The organism is Citrobacter meridianamericanus, assembly GCF_041320245.1.
GTDB lineage: Bacteria > Pseudomonadota > Gammaproteobacteria > Enterobacterales > Enterobacteriaceae > Citrobacter > Citrobacter meridianamericanus.
Window position 1 is genome coordinate 4,147,786 of the sequence record NZ_CP101036.1, and the last position, 18,866, is coordinate 4,166,651.

An 18,866-nucleotide genomic window follows, 5' to 3' on the forward strand; every position below is an offset into this window, starting at 1 on the left:
TTACCTAAAGCAAGGGATATGCCAAAGACCTTAATTTTTAATCAATTTATATATTCACCTTCAAAAACAATAGATTAAAATAAATTCCTGTATCTTTGTTGTACAAAAGCGTGTCAGCTATCGTTTCATGAAACCGACCTTAACGTTTCATTGCAACATTTATGAAACACGACTAAACCCATTATTCGGTTCCTTACTTTTTTGGGTTGGTTATGGCTGATAGGCATCTTCCGCCGCGGGTGAACGACGACAAACCGGTTATCTGGACGGTTTCTGTCACCCGTCTGTTCGAACTGTTTCGCGACATCAGCCTGGAGTTCGACCACCTGGCAACCATCACCCCTATTCAGTTGGGTTTTGAAAAAGCGGTGACGTATATCCGAAAGAAGCTGGCCACCGAGCGTTGCGATGCCATCATTGCGGCAGGCTCCAACGGGGCGTATCTGAAAAGCCGTCTATCGATCCCGGTTATTCTGATTAAACCCAGCGGGTTTGACGTGCTACAGGCGCTGGCAAAAGCAGGTAAGCTCACCTCGTCGATTGGTGTCATTACCTATCAGGAAACTATCCCTGCGCTTCTCGCCTTTCAAAAGACCTTCAATTTGCAACTTGAACAGCGCAGCTATATCACCGAAGAAGATGCTCGTGGACAAATCAACGAACTGAAGGCCAGCGGTACACAAGCGGTAGTCGGCGCGGGGTTGATTACTGACCTGGCTGAAGAAGCAGGCATGACCGGCATCTTTATCTATTCGGCGGCCACCGTGCGCCAGGCCTTTGTTGATGCACTCGATATGACGCGTCTGACGCTGCACAGAAACGGTCAGTACGCGTCCGGCGATACGCTACGTACCCGCTATGCGCTGGGGGATATGCGCGGCCACTCTGCGCAAATGGAACAGGTGCGGCACACTATTATGCTTTACGCCCGCTCCCGCGCCCCGGTGCTGATTCAGGGCGAAACCGGCACCGGTAAAGAGCTGGCGGCGCAGGCCATTCATCGTGAGTTTTTCACCCGTCAGGAGAATCGGCGCGGTAAACCTTCGCCGCCGTTTGTCGCCGTCAACTGCGGGGCCATCACCGAATCACTACTGGAAGCGGAACTGTTCGGCTATGAGGATGGCGCCTTTACCGGCTCCCGTCGGGGAGGACGCGCGGGCCTGTTTGAAATCGCCCACGGCGGAACGCTGTTTCTTGATGAGATAGGCGAAATGCCGCTGCCGTTACAAACCCGGCTGCTGCGCGTGTTGGAAGAAAAAGAGGTTACCCGGGTCGGGGGACATCAGCCGATTCCGGTCGATGTACGGGTGATCAGCGCCACGCACTGCAACCTGGAGCAGGAGATGAAACAGGGTGAGTTTCGCACCGATCTGTTTTATCGCCTGAGCATATTACGCCTCACGCTGCCGCCGCTACGCGAGCGCTTACCCGATATCCTGCCGTTGGCGGAAGGTTTTTTAAAACAGTCGCTGGCGGATCTGGACGTGCCGTTTTCTGAGTCTGTGCGCAAGGGGCTGAGTCTGAGTCAGCCGACGTTACTGAATTATGGCTGGCCGGGAAATATCCGCGAACTGCGTAATATGATGGAGCGCCTTGCGTTGTTCTTAAGCGTCGAGCCACAGCCGGAACTAAACATACAATTTTTGCAGCAGCTGTTACCAGAACTGGCCGCTGCGGCTGACACGCCACAGGTATCCTCAGCGCTAACGCCGCAGCAGGTACTGGCGCAATTTAATGGTGATAAAACTGCGGCCGCGCGATATCTCGGGGTAAGCCGAACCACATTCTGGCGTAGATTAAAAGAAAACCCGCCAGCACAATGACCGACGGGAGTCGTGATTTTTACAGCAGCGTATTATTTTTTCTTGTAGATATTGGCTGTGCCATGGATTTTATTATCCGTTTGACCGGAAGTTAATACCACAACATCGGCACCTTTCTGTTCGGCTTTCTTCAGCAGTTCTTCTTTGGCATCTGCGACAGAAACTTCATTACTCGTTGAGATATCACCGATTTTTGTGTACTGCGACTCAACCTTTTCAAACTCAAGTTTTGTCATAAATTCTGCGGCATATGCGTTGGTCACGACAAAAGCTAATGCACCAATAAGTACTTTAATTCCAGTTTTCATAGACGAGCTCCAGGTTTTGTTATGATGCCATCATCCATCCCTGAACATGAGATAACGCGATTCAAGGATGATTAATAACTAGTCCAAACTGGATAAAAAATCCACACTCAGCAGAAATATATAGAAATTTTGTGGCGCAGATAAAACTGCGCCATCGAGTATCAGCACATCAACTTGTTCAAAGTTTCAATAGCCAGTGTGAGTTGATCCTCAGAACAGCCCGCTCGCTGAAATTATAGTGTTAACTTTATGAATATTTGAGGAATGGTTGTCTATGGAACCGCTACATGCCGTCGTGCTCACCGTCAGCCTGTTTGTTTTAACCTTTTTTAATCCCGGCGCGAACCTGTTTGTGGTGGTGCAAACCAGCCTGGCGTCAGGGCGGCGTGCGGGGGTGATGACCGGTCTGGGCGTGGCCCTGGGCGATGCGTTCTACTCCGGCCTTGGCCTGTTTGGTATGGCGACGCTCATCACCCAGTGTGAAGAGATATTTTCGTTGATTAAGATTGTTGGCGGCGCCTATCTGCTGTGGTTTGCCTGGAACAGCATCCGCCACCAGGCGACACCGCAAATGCCAACGTTACAGCAGCCGCTTTCCGCCCCGTGGTATGTGTTTTTCCGCCGTGGGTTATTAACGGATTTATCTAATCCGCAAACCGTACTGTTTTTTATTAGTATCTTCTCGGTCACCTTAAGCGCAGACACGCCAACGTGGGCCAGGCTGATGGCCTGGGCTGGTATTGTGTTGTCTTCCATTATCTGGCGTATTTTTCTCAGCCAGGCATTTTCGTTACCCGCTGTACGCCGTGCATATGGCCGAATCCAACGCGTTGCCAGTCGGGTGATTGGCGCAATTATTGGTATCTTCGCGCTCAGGCTTATTTATGAGGGTATTAGCCATCGATAAGAGAGTTTAACTTGACCATCGTGAGGTAATTGTCCGTAATACCGCCTGAATTTTTTAATCGTATTTTGAGTGGTTGTGAGATGGAACAAGTTGATCCGGTAAACGACACATTACTCCTTACAGAATGGCAGGCGCTGTTACGTCAAACATCTCCAGAAGTTCATTCGCTCCTGATGTCATTAAGCGATGAGGAGATTCGTCATTTAGTAACCGTTTTTTATGACTATATGCTCTCCCACGCGGAGAGCGCATTGTTCCTCAATACAGAGCAGGTCAGCACCCGCCTCAGCGGCAGCATGTTTGACTGGCTGCGCAGTGTCCTTGGTAGCGCACATGAAGATCTCTCACAACTCCTGGCCAAACAGCGCAAAATTGGCGTGGTGCATGCCCGTATTGGTCTGCCCATCGATCTGGTGAACCGCGGCGCGCGTAAACTGAAAGATGAATTGTATCGGGTCCTGAAAAACAAAGCGCATGACTCATCCGCCCTGCTGAGCGATGCCATCTGTTTCAGCAGCCTGGCAATGGACACGGCGCTGGAGGCCATGACGGTCTCCTATTCCCCCAGTTTTCAAAACTCAATGCATACGCAGGAGCAGTACCGCCTGCAGACTATTTACGATGACGTTAACGTCGAGCGCGAGCGGCAAATCCGTTCATTTACCGACTGGGAAAACCAGTTTATCTATAACATCGCCACCGGAATGCCTTTCGGTGAGATGGTGCTTCTGGCGAATTCTGATTTCGGTATGTGGTTCTCACACAAGGGAAAACACATTCTCGGCAGCAGCAATCTGTTGAAAAAGATGGAATCACTGATTACAGAGATCGACAGCCGTCTGACAACCACCCTGTCGCATCAGCATCAGCCGACAGAATCTGAGCGGATGAGCTTATTGCAGGATATTCGCCAGCTATCGGCACAAATCCATTTCCTGCTCGCCTCAATGTTTGACGCGCTGGTTAAGCAGGAAAATGGTAAGGACTCACTGACTCAGTTGCTTAACCGGCGTTTTATTCCAACGATTATGCGCCGTGAGATTTCGCTGGCGTTGCATACGCGTAAGCCTTTTACCCTGGCAATGCTGGATATTGACTACTTTAAGCAAATCAACGACAGCTACGGACATAACACCGGCGATCAGACGCTCAAAAACGTTGCAGCGATCATATATGATCATATCCGCAGCAGCGATTACGTATTCCGCTATGGTGGCGAAGAATTTATGATTCTGCTCGTCGAGTCTGACAAATCGCAGGCCAGTATTATTCTGGAAACACTGCGCATGAAGATTGCCGAGATGCGCATGACAACCTCAGCAACAGAGTCATTTTCTATTACCGTCAGTATTGGTATTGCCGAATATGACTATCATCCCGACTATAAACAGTTGGTTGATAAAGCCGATCGCGCACTATATCTGGCAAAAAGCAATGGCCGCGACCGCGTTGAGGTTTACCATGAATGACCGTTATCATTCGCTTAATAAGATGCAAATCAAATACATCATATCTGAGTCGCGTTAGCATATCCCTGAGCTAACCCCGCTGAATGTAAGTGGGAAAATATGAGGGAATGTAGAAGACCATGAACGGGAAGAAGAGAATGCGCTGGCAGCGCCGTCCAGGCACAAGCGGGGGCAAACTACCGTGGAATGACTGGCGCAACGCCAGCAGCTGGCGAAAAGCCACCCAGTTTCTGCTGCTGGCTATCAATATTTATATAGGTGTAACGTTCTGGTACTGGGTTCGCTATTTTGAAACCGCCGGTAACAGCGTCTATATATCAAGACCCGGCGGTATTGAGGGATGGCTGCCGATAGCGGGCTTGATGAATATCCGTTACACGCTGGAGACTGGTTTTCTTCCGCCCATCCATGCCGCCTCTATGCTGCTGTTAGTTGCGTTTATCCTGATTAGCCTGTTGTTAAAAAAAGCTTTTTGTTCGTGGTTGTGCCCAGTGGGCACGCTTTCCGAATTGCTCGGGAATCTGGGAAAAAAAGTATTTGGTCGTCAATTCACGCTACCGCGCTGGCTGGATATCCCGCTGCTCAGCCTGAAGTATCTGCTGCTGAGTTTCTTCCTGTATATCGCCCTGTCGATGCCTGCTCAGGGGATCCAATATTTTCTGACGTCGGCCTATGGCATCATTATCGATGTGAAGATGCTCGATTTCTTTCGCCATATTGGCTCCGCCACGCTCATCTTCGTAGGAGGTATCAGCGTCCTGAGCCTGTTTATTCGCAACACCTGGTGTCGTTATCTGTGCCCTTACGGCGCGCTGCTTGGTCTGTTTTCGCTGCTCTCGCCGTTTAAAATCCGCCGCAACGCTGACAGTTGCATCGACTGCGGGAAATGCGCGAAAAACTGCCCGTCGAATATCCCGGTCGACAAGCTGATTCAGGTGCGTACCGTGGAATGCACGGGATGCATGACCTGTGTTGAATCCTGCCCGGTGGCCTCGACACTGACCATGTCACTGAAAACACCACCTGGCGCGCAATCAGGGCACAGTGCAGCGTCTAAACCATGGTGGCGACAAGGTAGGTTATCAGGGTGGACAATGACGCTACTGCTGCTCGGTATTCTGTTTGCCGCCGTAGGCTATGCGATGTATGCCAATGTCTGGCAGACGCCGGTGCCGGATCATATGTATTTCCAGTTGATCCCGAAGGCCAAAATGATCGGCCATTAATTCTTTACCGTATGCTCAAAAACCCTGCCAATTCTGGCAGGGTTTGCCGCCTGATACGCCATTTTAAGACTTTTGAACTTGTCCCCCCGCCTCCCCGTTTATACAACCTTAAATATCGCCCGTAATAGCTGTTATGGGTGACCGGGACCACAATAATAAACGGGACAACATCATGACTAAACTAAAACTGGCGCTGCTATTACCTCTGTTTCTGGCGGGTTGTACGATGAGCGACGGAGAATTAAGAAATGCTTATACTCAGCATTATCAGCAACCCGCCGCGTATGTCGATATCTATAAGCAGAAAATAGCCGGGATGGATATTAATGCGCTGGCGCAATATGCCGCCGCAGAAGATAAGAAAAAAATGCGTGGGCAGCCAAGACTAAAGATCGACGAATTCATTACCATTGAGAACGTGCAGGCAAAAGGAAATCGAGTGGTCTACGATTACTCGCTGTCCGAGAGCTGGCTGGCGCTGTCTGCAGATAAACAGCGCGAGAAGCAAAGCAATATGAATAAAGACCTTATCTACCGTACCTGCTCGCTGGAAACGGTACGTCTGGCGCAGGCGAAAGGGTTGGAAGAAGAACATAACTATTACAGCCAGTACCCAGATAAAGTCGCCTTTACTCTGAGAACCAGCGCGCAGATTTGTATGCAAAACGGTTTTACGCAATAACCGCGCCACCCAGCCGGATGGCGCTTCGCTTATCCGGCCTGGATAAGTGTGCCCCCCTTAGGCCGGATAACGTGTCAGCGCCGCCATCCAGCTGAAGCATCAGAATTTCCAGGACACGCTACCGACAATGCTACGCTCGACGCCGAAATAACAGTATGAGAGCGAATTACAGGCCGCAACGTAACGCTTGTCGGTCAGATTGTTGACGTTCAACTGCGCGCTCCAACCTTTAATACCAATACTCGTTAAGTCGTAGCCAACCGCCATATCCACCAGCGTGTAGGAAGGCAGGGTGTGAGTATTCAGGCGGTCGCTGGTAATACCGTTGACGTAACGCACACCTGTGCCCAGCGTCAAACCGTTCAGCGGGCCGCTTTTTACATCGTAACTCAGCCAGGTACTGGCCTGATTACGCGGCGCGTATACCGCGCGCTTGCCCTGCTCTGCCGGGCTGCTTTTCTTATAACGAATATCGGTATAGGTATATGCCGCCTGCAGACGGAAACTCTCCGTCAGTTGGCTAATCGCCTCCAGTTCTATCCCTTCAGACTCAATTTCCCCAATCGAGCGATACGGATCGGTCGGTTCTTCTTTGGTGGCGATATTGGTTTGATTGATACGGAACACCGACGCGCTAAACTGGCTGTTGAGTCCCTCCGGCTCATATTTCAGGCCGGCTTCCCACTGCTTACCTTTCATCGGGTCCAGCAGATTCCCGTTCTCATCAGCAAAGCTGGTTGGCGTAAAGGCAGTGGAATAACTCACGTACGGTGCAAAACCATTATCGAACAGATAAAGCAGCGCGGCGCGGGTGCTGAAGTTGTTTTTATCCAGGTCGCTGCGGGTATCGTTTTGCTTATCAATGTTAGATACGCTGACTTGATCGTAACGACCACCGAGCGTAATACGCCAGCGATCCCATGACATCTGATCCTGCAAATAGTAGCCCGTCTGACGTAGTTTGTGCTTCTCACGCGCATACATGTTGATGTACTCAGGCTTTGCACCATACACCGGATTAAAGACATCAATCGGCGGAAACGCCCCGTAGTAGCCGGTGGTATTGTTACTGCGATCCTGATAGTCGATCCCCACCAGCAGACGGTGGTTAACCTGCCAGGTATCAAAGCTGCCATCGAGCTGGTTATCCAGCGTAATCGCCGACATTTTTTCATCAGAACCGGAGTAGCCGCGATTAAGCTCGGCTTCATTCAGCCAGCCTGCCGCATACACCTGGTTCAGTTCAACGTCGGTATGCAGATAGCGCAGCTTTTGCCGTACCGACCAGCCGCTGTCGAACAGGTGCTCAATGTTGTAGCCCACCATGTTTTCGCGACGATCGTATTTATCGTAATCATCCTCGCCTTCATAAAAGGTGTTGGAGATCTTTTGGCCGTAATGTGGAACCACGGTACCGTCATACGGCAAACCGGAGTGGCTACCACCTTCGGGGTCACGGTGCAGATAGGCCATCAGATCCAGACGCGTTTGATCGGTGATGCGCCAGGTGAGGCTCGGCATCAGCGCGTAACGTTCTTCCTTCAAGGGACCAAACTGCGAGTCCGCATAACGCGTCATTCCACTCAGTCGTGCGGCGACGCGATCGTTATCATCCAGCGCCCCGGTAACGTCAAACGCCGCGCCGCGCTGGTTGTTGTTGCCGGCAAACAGCTTCACTTCTCTGCCCGCATCAAACGACGGCTTACGTGATGTCAGCGCCACAATACCGCCCGGAGAGGAACGGCCATACAGTACGGAAGCCGGGCCGCGTACCACTTCGATATCTTCAAGGAACCACGGATCGACCACCAACGAGCTGTGCGAATTGGTGTCGCCCATCATCTTGAGGCCGTCGAGATAAACGTTGTCCAGGCTACCGTCGGAGAAACCGCGCAGTACGATGTAATCAAAACGGTTAGAGGCGCCAATTTGGTTGCTGTACACCCCTGGCGTGTAGCTGACGGCCTGACGCACGCTGGTAGCGCCCTGCTCTTCAAACTGTTCGCGAGTAATAATTGACACCGACTGTGGGGTTTCAATATCCGGCGTGGCAAGTTTGGTGGCTCCGCTCTGCATTTGCGAGGTAACCACCACCGTATCGTTTTTTGTTGTTTCCTGCGCCAGCAGAGGAAAAGCTACGCTACCGGTCACCCATCCCACCATCAGCGCCAACCGAGTCTTCGCGAACATGAATATCTCCCAAGGCATGTCTAATTGTAAGTGAGAATTATTACCTTTTTGCTGGCAGAGATAGCTATGCCGGATGCCAGGTTGCCTATGCGCAGTGCCAAATTGTCAGGCAGAAACGTGCGCAAAACGCAAAAATGGATTAGCAAAGTTTGAGCATATCGCCCGGCGAAAAGCCGTAACGACGACGAAAAGCGGTAGAGAAGTTAGTCGCGTGCTGATAACCCGACATCCAGGCCGCCTGCTGTACGCTGTATCCTTCCAGTAAATATCCGCGCGCACGTTCCAGACGGCAATCGCGCAGGTAGTCAAAGACGGAACAGCCATACGCCGCACGGAATTTGCTGCGCAGGCTGCTGGGACTCATCGCTGCGCGTTGGGCCAGTGCACTGAGGGTGTAGTCATTCTCGGGACTCAGCTCCAGCAGTCGGCGCACGATCTCGAGGCGCTGCTGTTCGCTGCTAGCGGCCTGGCGCTTACCGCTCTCCAGCTGACAAATGCTGAGGCCGTGGCCAAACAACTGCAGAATTAGCCCTTCCAGCATCAGTTGGCGAGAAACATAGCTGAGCGTACTTTGCTGGGCATACTGTAATCCGCTAAGCAAAAAACCCGGCACCTGCCAGATAAGCGTCGGCGTCAGGCATCTTTCCCACTCGCGCATCAACGCCTCCAGCAACCCCGTACGCCACGCGCCATCAGGATACAGCCCCAGCGATAACGTACGCAGTTTGCAGTGCGCAGCGTGACGGGCATTCATGGTCTGGTGTTCGCTAAGGCGCGAGCTAAACGCCATCCCGGAGCGCACCACGTGTTCCAGCCCGTTGATCGTCAGGATCACACAGCCTTCCAGCACCACCAGCATATACAGAGGGCTGCTATGACGGGAGGTGGTTTCGTAGGGTTGTAGCACCTGGACATCAGAGTGGGTGACGCACATCCCGCAGGGTAATGTCATCTCTTCGACATTCCCCTGCAGTACGGGACTGGAGTGAAGTAAAGCTGGCTTTTGCGACAGTTGCGGAAAGCGGTAATCAATTCCGTAGCGCTCACCAAAATCCATAAATTCACTGACGGAGTAGGTACGTGTCAGGCGTGCGGATGTATTTTGGCCGGTGGTGTTGTTCATGCTCTCTTCTGCACAGAAAATGGGATTAATGGTTTATGACTGATAGCAACATTACCATTCCGCGCAGAACACAACAATAATAATGAGAACCATTATCAATTAAGTGATAAAAAGTTTCTCAGTAGCCAGCCATCTCATCAGGCTGAATAACCCACTGATGAGATGAGCAGCGCCTGGTTAACGTCTTGAATACTATGCTACGATTTTTCTTCCACCTGGAACACAGCCACCGCCTCAGATAACATTGCCGATTGTTCTTCCACGCTGCCAGTCGTCGCAGCAATTTCTTCCACTAACGAGGCATTTTGCTGGGTCACCTGCTCCATTTGAGTCACGGCAACACGGATCTGCTCTATGCCGCGACTTTGTTCCCCTGATGCTCCGGATATATCTTCCATTAGTACATTAATGTTGCGTATTGCCTTCGCAATATCCGCCATCATGGCGCCACTATTTTCGGCTATTTCCACCCCTTCTTTGACGCTAATTGCCGCTTTGGCAACCAGTTCACTGATCTCTTTCGCCGAGGAGGCGCTGCGCTGCGCAAGGGTTCGGACTTCACTCGCCACTACGGCAAACCCACGCCCGGACTCACCCGCGCGTGCAGCTTCCACCGCCGCGTTTAATGCCAGGATATTGGTTTGAAAAGCAATACTATCAATAACATTGGATATTTCGTTCACGCCTTGCGCATTTCGGCTGATCAGGTGAATTTTCTCAACCATATCGCTCATTAAACGCTCACCACGCAATGCCATTTCCGTACTTTCACTGGTCATGACGGATGCCTGATGTGACTTATCCGTATTATTTTTTGTGGTAACTGAAATCTGCTCCATACTGGCTGCCGTTTCCACTACTGCCGCAGCCTGTTGTTCCGTACGGGTTGATAAATCGGAATTACCGGAAGCAATTTCCTGCATACCGACATTAATCGATTCAACACCATCACGAATAGTGCTGACAGTCTCCCGCAGGCCGTTTTGCATATTATGCAAATTTAAGCACAATACCCCGATTTCATTGTTACCCGACACCTTGACAGGATGGCTTAAATCACCTTTACCAATCCGCTCAAAATGCTCAGATACGATTTTTAAAGGCTGAATGATGGTCCGGTTCAACCAGAAGTTACAAATAAAGAAGATAAGCACCGTAATGACCAGGATCACCGATACCTTCAGGATTGAGTTATTAAACTGAACGTGTGTTTGTGCAACGATCTTCTCACCAATCAGCATTGTTGACTGGTAATAATTCGTCACTTCGTTATCAAAATTTTTGCGGGCCGCGAGCAGTTCTGCATTAGCATTTTCTTGTGTATTAATCACACTATTGCTGGAAAGCGTCACGTTTAATTTATCAACAGACTTTTGTTCAGCATCCATTTGTTGCTCAAAAGCCGTTCTGATAATTTTACCGATTTGCGGATCGTCAGCAGTCAAGCCAGGAATCCCCCAGAAAACATCGAACTGTTTTCTGGCATACGCCAGCTGATCTTGCACCTGTTGTAATGTCTGTTGGACATCAGTCGGATTATGTTGTTGAATATTATCAAGCACGCTTCTTACTTTATAAACAGCCTCAACGACATTATGCAGTGTATCCTGCTCCTTAATGATATTATGTAGTAACAAGGTGTTTTTTTGATTTCCTTTGAGATCTACCAACTCAAATCCATTGGAAAAAAACTGCATGAAAGTAAATAGCAACAGCAATAATAACAGGCTGGTTTTAATTCTCATATCCTTTAACATTTAAACATCTCCATAACAATAAAGTCATCTGCGACTTAATAGTTATCGACACATCACGCAATATCTTAACCTGTAAAATGGTTAATTATTAGAAAGTTTCCGCATTCATTCTCACGTAATAAATTAATTACACAGGTGTACATACTGCGATTAACAGCCACCCTTTTGTATCGGCAATAATAAGGCCAAAACCATTCAACATTAATATTACTTATAGATATGAACGGTAACCTCTTCCTGATAATCGACGGGCGCCCGCACCCAGGACAACGAATCAACAACGATCTGCGCCATTTCATTTTCTAAACGTAACAAAGGTGTACTGGCTTCTGGCGCGCCTGTGCTTTCAGCTATCTCGAGAACTCCGCGAAAAGAAATGGACACGCTGTCTGGAATATCAGATAACCTTATCCATTCGCTGGTAATCACTAACTTTCGAGTAAACATTCGCTATCCCTGGAACGTGGTTTATATCCGATAATCTCACATGTTGATCAACACAATGTTTTAATTAACAGCACACTGCTCATTTCTTCAGTTAAGCATTACTTACCAAAAGAAAATGGAAGTGATAAAATTCATTTGAAATGTGCTTTACAAACTCAGCCGGAAGGTTATGTTTAATGAAAGTTAACTTGGCAAACTCAACATCACCATATACCCGGATACAGAATGGTTTGACAATCTCACCCTGTACGCCAAAACACTCCTGAAGCCGTGTGTCATCCATAAAAATAAAATCACCTGCTCTTACTTTAATCTTTTCATGCAGATCACGCCACTTCTCTGGCGTAAGCAGAAAGCTTTCCCAGCCATTATTTCTCAATACCTCAATCGAATGAGTAAACTTAAAGTAGTCATTTTGCATCGATACATCACCACTCGACGTTGAGTATAGATATTCTATTTTAAATTTAAGTTGCGCATTGAGACTTTTTTTCTTTCCTTCATCAATTAACCATTGAAGTTCATTGACGACGTTCCTTGAGAAGAGCTTTCTTTTTTTAGCGATCGCCAGCCATTGCATAATAAAAAGATGCTCTGACATTTTAGAGTGAATCTTGCGGTCCTGTATTGCGATACCAATTGCGACTAATGCACTCCAGGTAAATGCTTCAAGATCATCCTGATAATGGTGTCGTAACGTACTAACTTTTCCTGAATCCCTTACCACTTAAACCTGCCCAAATAAATCATTGATACATGTAAACATTGCATTATTCCATTTGAAAAATTACTACAACTAAAAACATCAAAATATGATCCAGATTAAATTATCACTATGTAATAAAAATGCAATTTCAATACATTATTCTTATTAATCATTGATGACAGTGTGGTTCAGCAATAAATAATAAGAATTATATAATAAAGACAAAAACTAATAATACTTACCAGTTATCAACTCCGCCTTTCGTTAGCAATATGATTATCATAAAATTTCAAAAATTGCTGATTTGAGGAAATATCCTGGCATGTTCCGCCTGACATTCCAGGAAATCCCCCCTTTCAACACAAAACAGACTTTAAATATCCTGATGAAATCACATTTTTGCCTACGCAACGCAACGGATAGCCTCGCGGCCACAGGCCGTTTTTTTTAAAGAGGTATCAGTAATATTAACGCTTTTAATTTCGTCCAATACAAAAAAGCCCCCCCGAGTCGATGCACAGGAGGTTGGCTTGTCTCAGATACCGTTAATAGAAAATACCGATGATCAGGGTGTGAGTCACAAACCCCACAATCAACGGTACGGCAGTACGCTTCACCACATCGAATGGGGTTATTTTCGCCCCACTGGAAACGGCAATCACCACGCCGGAAACCGGCGAAATTGCCCGGCCCATATGCGACGCCTGCTGCATCGGCAGGATCATAGCAACGGCGTTAGCGCCCATGCTGGCGGCGATTTGCGGAATGAGCTCAACAAAGGCGAGGAATGGTGCATTCCCCGAGCCCATAATGATAGCCGCGGCCAGCGTCACCAGCGCAAACACCACCGCCATAGCAAACGGCGGTAATCCCACGTGTTCTGCCATCAGAATGAGTTGATCGATCGCACCGATTACTTTGATGCCGTGAGCAAAAACCCCTGCAGCAACTAGCAGTCCAACCACACCGGTAAACGCGGTCCCCATTCCTTTGAGGAAATGGCTGAACCCTTCGCATACCGACTTTAAATCACGCACTCGAATCCATTCAATCAGCATACAAATGGTCATTGAAATAAGGACAATAGTGATGATATTCAGGTTAATCCCCCTGACGAACATTTCGGATGATCCCACAGCCATCAGTATCGGAAGCATGGGGAGCAGTGCGTAAAAAGCAGGGGCTTTTCCTGAGTCAGTCACCTCAGCGCTCCCTATTTCCCGCGGTAACGTCCCTGCTTTACGGTCGCAATGCCGCTGCCAGAAAAAATGACATACCCCGACGACCAGAACCGTAACCAGCGCGGCGGGTCCCTGGTGGTAGACAACATATTCCACCACATCCATGTTCACCGCTTTAGACCCCCTGATAGCATCGATTGCCGTCGGGGTGTATGCCACGCCAAGCGAAGTCGCAATGACCCCGGCAGCTGAGGCTGCTGAGAGGCCTAATCCCAGCATAATGGGGAACATCGTCCCCATCAGCAATACGGCAAGCCCGGTTGCTGAAGGAATGGCCAGTTGCAGAAGGCTGGCGAGCAGGTAGGAGAAAAAGAGCAGCACATAGGGTGAACGCAGCGCCCGTAAGGGTTTCGTGACGACACGCACGACCGCTTCATTTGCGCCGATATGATCCATGTAATGCGCAAATCCCATTAACGCCATGATCATCAGACCGAGATCGGCGGCGCGCGTGCTGAAGAGATCGCGCATCACCTCAAAAGGATCGAGAAATGAAATTCCCGTACTGGCAACGCCCTTCGGTAATACGGAACCCCATCCGGTTAACGCGGTGCAAATCATCAGGACTAAGCCTGCAATGAATAGTACGGGCTCAGCGCGATAACCTTTCAGAATCAGACGCGCGACCACCACGATAACCAGTAGCGCTATTAACACCTGAATCATGGCTGGGTTCCCCGCTGCGCGAACTCAGCATAAGTTTCCTCAATGACAGCCACCACAACATCACTGGCAGCCCGAAGGGAACGCACCGGCAAATACTCATAAATTGAATGGAAGTTATGAGCACCGGTGAAAATATTTGGGCATGGCAACCCTTTCTGCGACAACACGGCACCATCATATCCGCCACGCATGGCGACAGGGGCTGGCGTTATGCCGCATTTCTGATAAGCGCGTAATGCAATATCAATCGGATAACGCGCATCACCTTGTAGGCTATTAAACACATTCTGATAACGATCGGCTAAATGACAGACCACGCTGTTTTCTCCCCACAGCGCACAGGTGCTGACGGCAAGCTGGCGGATAAACGCCATCCGTGCCTTATAACCTTCTTCACTGAAATCGCGGATATCCAGCTTAAGTACCGTGCGGGCACTGTTCCCCTGCAGCTGTTTTACCCAGTAATAACCTTCGCGCCCTTCCGTATACTCAGGCGCTTCTCCCCCGGGTAGCATGGAAATAAACTTATGCGCCATCAGCAGCGAGTTCTTCAGCTTACCTTTGGCCGACATTGGGTGTGCGGACTGGCCGGTAAAGATGATTTCCGCATCACCCGCATTCCAGTTCTCGTAAACAAACTCACCGATACCGCAGCAGTCCAGGGTATAGCCAAAATCAGCGCCAAACGCAGCAACATCAAACGCTTTTGCGCCACGCAAGCCCTGCTCCTCATCCGGGACAAACCCCACTTTTACCGGCCCATGTTTAATCTCCGGGTGAGCGACCAGATACGCAAGAGCATTCATGATCGCAGCGATGGCGGCTTTATCATCAGCACCTAACAGACTGGTCCCGTCGGTCACCAGCAGGTCATCACCGATATAATTTTTCAGTTCCGGGAATTCACTTTCGCGCAGGTAAATATTCAGCGCTTTGTTCAGGCATAAATCCCCACCGAGATAATGCAGGCGCTGTGCTTTGGTGTCTGCGGTTTGTTCCGCACTGGTATCCAGATGACCAAAAAAGGAGACGACCGGAATTGTGTCGTCGGTATTTGCTGGTAGGGTTGCCGTCACAATAGCGGTATCCCTGACCTTAATGTTTTCCATTCCTAATGCTTCAAGTTCTGCTGCAAGCAGTTTTGCCAGTTCCATTTGACCGGGAGAAGAAGGCATTATCCCATTAGCGCCGTTTTCCCGTGACGTCGTGGTATTGATTTTCGTGTAGTTAATAAAACGTTCAACAATATCCATTCCTGGAGATCCTTTAATTTGTCATTTACGAGGTACTGCGAGAGGTGTTCGGCATGCAGCGCGGGTTGAATTATCTGAAACCAAATAAAATCAGCGTTCATCCTGGAACGCTGATTTTATGGGCATTACGACAACGATTTATGTAAAGGAAGATAAAAAAGGCCAGTAATTATACCTGTGATTATAAAACTCCTTTCTGATTGATAAAATCATATTCCCTGTCTGTTTTTACTGCTATTTCCCATGGCGTTAAGCTAACAGAAGTCATAAACAGTATGCCTAGCCTAAGAGATAATAGAAATCATTTAGATTCCTGTGTTCTGTATTGGCACAAGACATACTATCGCTATATTTTTTTAATGAACAAATACTGTATCAGCTACATGCAACCGTTTGCACCTCTCTACAAATAGCCACTTAGCACACTAAAATCCGTGAACAAAATCACAATTACCTCAAAAGCAAAAAACTTCTATCGCACTGAAAAAAAGGCAGTTATAAGAAAAACTATATAATACCCATACAAACATAGTTACATTTATACTATTTCAGTACGAAATAGCTTCAGAGTAATACGATTACAATACAGCCGTAGACTTCGACAAAACAGCATCGTCATAATTAAGAAAACAAAACTTAAATATTAATAACATTAATATTTAGGTTTCTATTTATGGTAATTAACCAAATAACACCCAGGCAAAAAAAACCTCTCCCCCGAGAAGAGATTCAGGGCAGAGGCAATACGGGTGTCAAGGACATACTTATAGTTTTAATGATAACAGAAGAGCTTCTTGCAGGATCGAGTATACACACTTAGCCACGTTAAGAAAATTCCCAAAACCATCAAATTGAAAATTTGATTTAAAGCTACAATTATAATACAGGAGTATTTATCAAAGTGTTTAAACAACCAACAAGAAGATTAAATCAAACTAATCAATGATGTAATACGGATAAAAGCAACAATGCTGCATGGCTACCGATAACGTTACTGGTGATAATGGAACATTAAATTACTTTAATGAATCAATGCGTTTTCACTTAACGAGAATTAAAAAGTTAGTAAATAAAAGAAATACAATTTTTCGTTACAGATCACACTTACTCCAAAAGGGGTTTTCCCCTGAAGTTCCTTGCTGGTATGATTCAGCAGGTAAATACCTTTCAACTCAACCCGAGGCTTTGATGCTGGAGAATGTAATCATCTGATAATCAGCTTCCCGACCTTTTCAGGCCGGACTGGTTATCAATGCGCCGAATTCGAATGCGGACACCGTTGTGTGTTTGCACGTTTTGCACATGATGATTAAACAGGTTTTCCAGTATGAATTTATCCCGTCAGGAACAACGTACTTTACACGTTCTCGCCAAAGGGGGCCGTATTGCTCACGTCCGTGATGCCTCAGGCCGCGTAACTTCTGTCGAATGCTATAGCCGCGAAGGGCTGCTGCTCTGCGACTGTACCCTTGACGTATTCAAAAAGCTCAGAACCAAAAAACTGATCAAATCCGTCAATGGTCAGCCCTACCGTATCAATACTACCGGGCTGAACAACGTTCGCGCCCAACTGGATAATCGCTAAGGAGAGAGAAATGGATATCCCGAAGATTTTTACTATCAGCGAAAGCGCACATCGCATCCATAACCCGTTCACCGCGCAGAAATACGCTACGTTAGGTCGGGTTTTACGGATGCCCCCGGGCACCCGCATTCTGGATCTCGGTAGCGGTTCGGGTGAGATGTTGTGCACCTGGGCACGCGATCACGGTATTTCCGGCTTGGGTATCGACATGAGTCTGCTGTTCAGTGAGCAAGCTACCCTGCGCTCCAGGGAGTTGGGCGTCACTGAGCACGTGCGTTTTATTCATGCCGATGCAACGGGGTATATTGCCGAAGAAAAATTTGATATCGCCGCCTGCATTGGCGCGACCTGGATTGGCGGTGGCGTCGCCGGAACGGTCCAACAATTGAAGCAGAGCCTCAAACCAGGCGGGATCATGCTCATCGGCGAACCGTACTGGCGTCAGATCCCCGCAACGGAGAAGATTGCCCAGGCCTGCGGCGCTACTGCGATGACTGATTTTCTTTCTCTGCCTGAACTCGTTTCGTCTTTCGGCCTGCTCGGTTACGACATGGTTGAAATGGTACTGGCTGACCAGGAAGGTTGGGACAGATACGAGGCGGCAAAGTGGCTGACAATGCGCCGGTGGCTGGAGGCAAACCCGGACGATGAATTTGCCCCAGAAGTTACAGAGCAACTGAGAAGTTCACCAGAACGCCACGTTGCCTTCACCCGGGAATACATTGGTTGGGGCGTGTTCGCCCTCATGCAGAGGTAATATGCGCAGTCGGTATAGCCGGACGGGTTATACCGACTTTCTCATCGCTTACTTCATTAATACTTCCACAAATTTAGCCAGCCATTGCGGATGCGCTGGCCATGCAGGCGCGGTAATCAGATTGCCATCAACGTGGGCCTGATCAATGCCAATATCTGCGTAATGTCCGCCGCTCAAACGAACTTCTGGCGCACAAGCCGGATAGGCGCTACAGGTCCGATTTTCTAACACCCCCGCAGCAACTAACAGCTGAGGTCCATGACAAACCGCAGCGATGGGTTTATCAGCAGCATTGAAATCTTGCACCAGTTTAATGACATCCGGATTGAGTCGGAGATATTCTGGTGCTCGCCCACCGGGGATTAGCAGCGCGTCGTAATCTACCGCCCGCGCGTCAGAGAAATTCGCGTTCAACGTGAAACGATGCCCGGGCTTTTCACTGTAGGTCTGCGCCCCATCAAAATCATGAATAGCAGTTTGAACGTAATCACCCTGACTTTTATCCGGACAGACGGCATCAACACGATGGCCCAGCATTTGCAACGCCTGAAAAGGCACCATCGTTTCATAATCTTCGACATAATCCCCGACCAGCATCAGTATCTTCTTCATTCGTATCCCCTACTCCCGGTTATTAATGATGAGAAATAACGGCCTCCTTTACTATAGCCCACACGTCTCACGGCATTAATAAATACAGCAGAAAACACCGTCACCCGACGTCTG

Annotated in this window: 17 protein-coding genes; 8 read left to right on the forward strand and 9 right to left on the reverse strand. The window is 48.6% G+C overall.

The window, feature by feature from the left end; translation table 11 throughout:
• Nucleotides 1-212 precede the first annotated feature (212 nt).
• Complete coding sequence (prpR, locus tag NMD08_RS20295) at nt 213-1,823, forward strand: propionate catabolism operon regulatory protein PrpR (protein WP_151224820.1); 1,611 nt, start codon at nt 213-215, stop codon at nt 1,821-1,823.
• A gap of 32 nt (nt 1,824-1,855) precedes the next feature.
• On the opposite strand, the gene yahO is transcribed toward prpR, so the two are convergent.
• Nucleotides 1,856-2,131 (reverse strand): DUF1471 family periplasmic protein YahO, encoded by a 276-nt coding sequence (yahO, locus tag NMD08_RS20300; RefSeq protein WP_151218555.1) that lies wholly within the window; start codon nt 2,129-2,131, stop codon nt 1,856-1,858.
• A gap of 274 nt (nt 2,132-2,405) precedes the next feature.
• On the opposite strand from yahO, the gene NMD08_RS20305 reads away from it, so the two are divergent.
• The 4 genes from NMD08_RS20305 (at nt 2,406) to NMD08_RS20320 (ending at nt 6,415) form a co-directional block, all read left to right on the forward strand.
• On the forward strand, nt 2,406-3,038 hold the full coding sequence (locus NMD08_RS20305) for a LysE family transporter (protein ID WP_151218554.1): 633 nt from the start codon (nt 2,406-2,408) through the stop codon (nt 3,036-3,038).
• A gap of 80 nt (nt 3,039-3,118) precedes the next feature.
• Nucleotides 3,119-4,507 (forward strand): diguanylate cyclase, encoded by a 1,389-nt coding sequence (locus NMD08_RS20310; RefSeq protein ID WP_187252958.1) that lies wholly within the window; start codon nt 3,119-3,121, stop codon nt 4,505-4,507.
• Nucleotides 4,508-4,626: 119 nt separating this feature from the next.
• On the forward strand, nt 4,627-5,733 hold the full coding sequence (locus NMD08_RS20315) for a 4Fe-4S binding protein (RefSeq protein WP_151218552.1): 1,107 nt from the start codon (nt 4,627-4,629) through the stop codon (nt 5,731-5,733).
• Between the two features lie 133 nt (nt 5,734-5,866).
• The gene (locus tag NMD08_RS20320) at nt 5,867-6,415 is read left to right on the forward strand and encodes a hypothetical protein (RefSeq protein ID WP_187259336.1); all 549 of its coding nucleotides are present in this window, start codon (nt 5,867-5,869) and stop codon (nt 6,413-6,415) included.
• Nucleotides 6,416-6,514: 99 nt separating this feature from the next.
• Here the strand turns inward: NMD08_RS20320 and foxA are convergent, their stop codons facing one another.
• From foxA to pepT, 7 genes are all read right to left on the reverse strand, one after another.
• Entirely contained in the window at nt 6,515-8,623 is a 2,109-nt protein-coding gene (gene foxA, locus NMD08_RS20325; protein ID WP_370618898.1) for a ferrioxamine B receptor FoxA, read from the reverse strand.
• 121 nt (nt 8,624-8,744) lie between these two features.
• Nucleotides 8,745-9,728, reverse strand: coding sequence for a helix-turn-helix transcriptional regulator (locus NMD08_RS20330; RefSeq protein ID WP_151224818.1), 984 nt, complete (start codon nt 9,726-9,728; stop codon nt 8,745-8,747).
• 197 nt (nt 9,729-9,925) lie between these two features.
• Nucleotides 9,926-11,485, reverse strand: coding sequence for a methyl-accepting chemotaxis protein (locus NMD08_RS20335; RefSeq protein WP_151218549.1), 1,560 nt, complete (start codon nt 11,483-11,485; stop codon nt 9,926-9,928).
• 207 nt (nt 11,486-11,692) lie between these two features.
• Nucleotides 11,693-11,932, reverse strand: coding sequence for a hypothetical protein (locus tag NMD08_RS20340; protein WP_151218548.1), 240 nt, complete (start codon nt 11,930-11,932; stop codon nt 11,693-11,695).
• 91 nt (nt 11,933-12,023) lie between these two features.
• Nucleotides 12,024-12,659: a DUF2913 family protein gene (locus tag NMD08_RS20345; protein WP_187252964.1), complete on the reverse strand. Its 636-nt coding sequence runs from the start codon at nt 12,657-12,659 to the stop codon at nt 12,024-12,026.
• 524 nt (nt 12,660-13,183) lie between these two features.
• Nucleotides 13,184-14,545, reverse strand: coding sequence for a C4-dicarboxylate transporter DcuC (gene dcuC / locus NMD08_RS20350; RefSeq protein ID WP_370618900.1), 1,362 nt, complete (start codon nt 14,543-14,545; stop codon nt 13,184-13,186).
• Nucleotides 14,542-15,798 (reverse strand): peptidase T, encoded by a 1,257-nt coding sequence (gene pepT, locus NMD08_RS20355; protein ID WP_370607721.1) that lies wholly within the window; start codon nt 15,796-15,798, stop codon nt 14,542-14,544. Before pepT ends, dcuC begins: the two co-directional genes overlap by 4 nt.
• A 975-nt stretch (nt 15,799-16,773) precedes the next feature.
• On the opposite strand from pepT, the gene NMD08_RS20360 reads away from it, so the two are divergent.
• The 3 genes from NMD08_RS20360 to NMD08_RS20370 all read left to right on the forward strand — a co-directional run bounded on the left by NMD08_RS20360 (nt 16,774) and on the right by NMD08_RS20370 (nt 18,140).
• A complete protein-coding gene (locus NMD08_RS20360) occupies nt 16,774-17,010 on the forward strand; it encodes a hypothetical protein (RefSeq protein ID WP_151218546.1) in 237 nt (78 codons plus the stop codon).
• Between the two features lie 115 nt (nt 17,011-17,125).
• Nucleotides 17,126-17,383 (forward strand): YjhX family toxin, encoded by a 258-nt coding sequence (locus NMD08_RS20365; protein WP_003021255.1) that lies wholly within the window; start codon nt 17,126-17,128, stop codon nt 17,381-17,383.
• A 10-nt stretch (nt 17,384-17,393) separates the two neighbouring features.
• Nucleotides 17,394-18,140 (forward strand): cyclopropane-fatty-acyl-phospholipid synthase family protein, encoded by a 747-nt coding sequence (locus NMD08_RS20370; RefSeq protein ID WP_187259331.1) that lies wholly within the window; start codon nt 17,394-17,396, stop codon nt 18,138-18,140.
• A 48-nt stretch (nt 18,141-18,188) separates the two neighbouring features.
• On the opposite strand, the gene NMD08_RS20375 is transcribed toward NMD08_RS20370, so the two are convergent.
• A complete protein-coding gene (locus tag NMD08_RS20375; RefSeq protein WP_370618902.1) occupies nt 18,189-18,752 on the reverse strand; it encodes a DJ-1/PfpI family protein in 564 nt (187 codons plus the stop codon).
• Between the last annotated feature and the right edge of the window lie 114 nt (nt 18,753-18,866).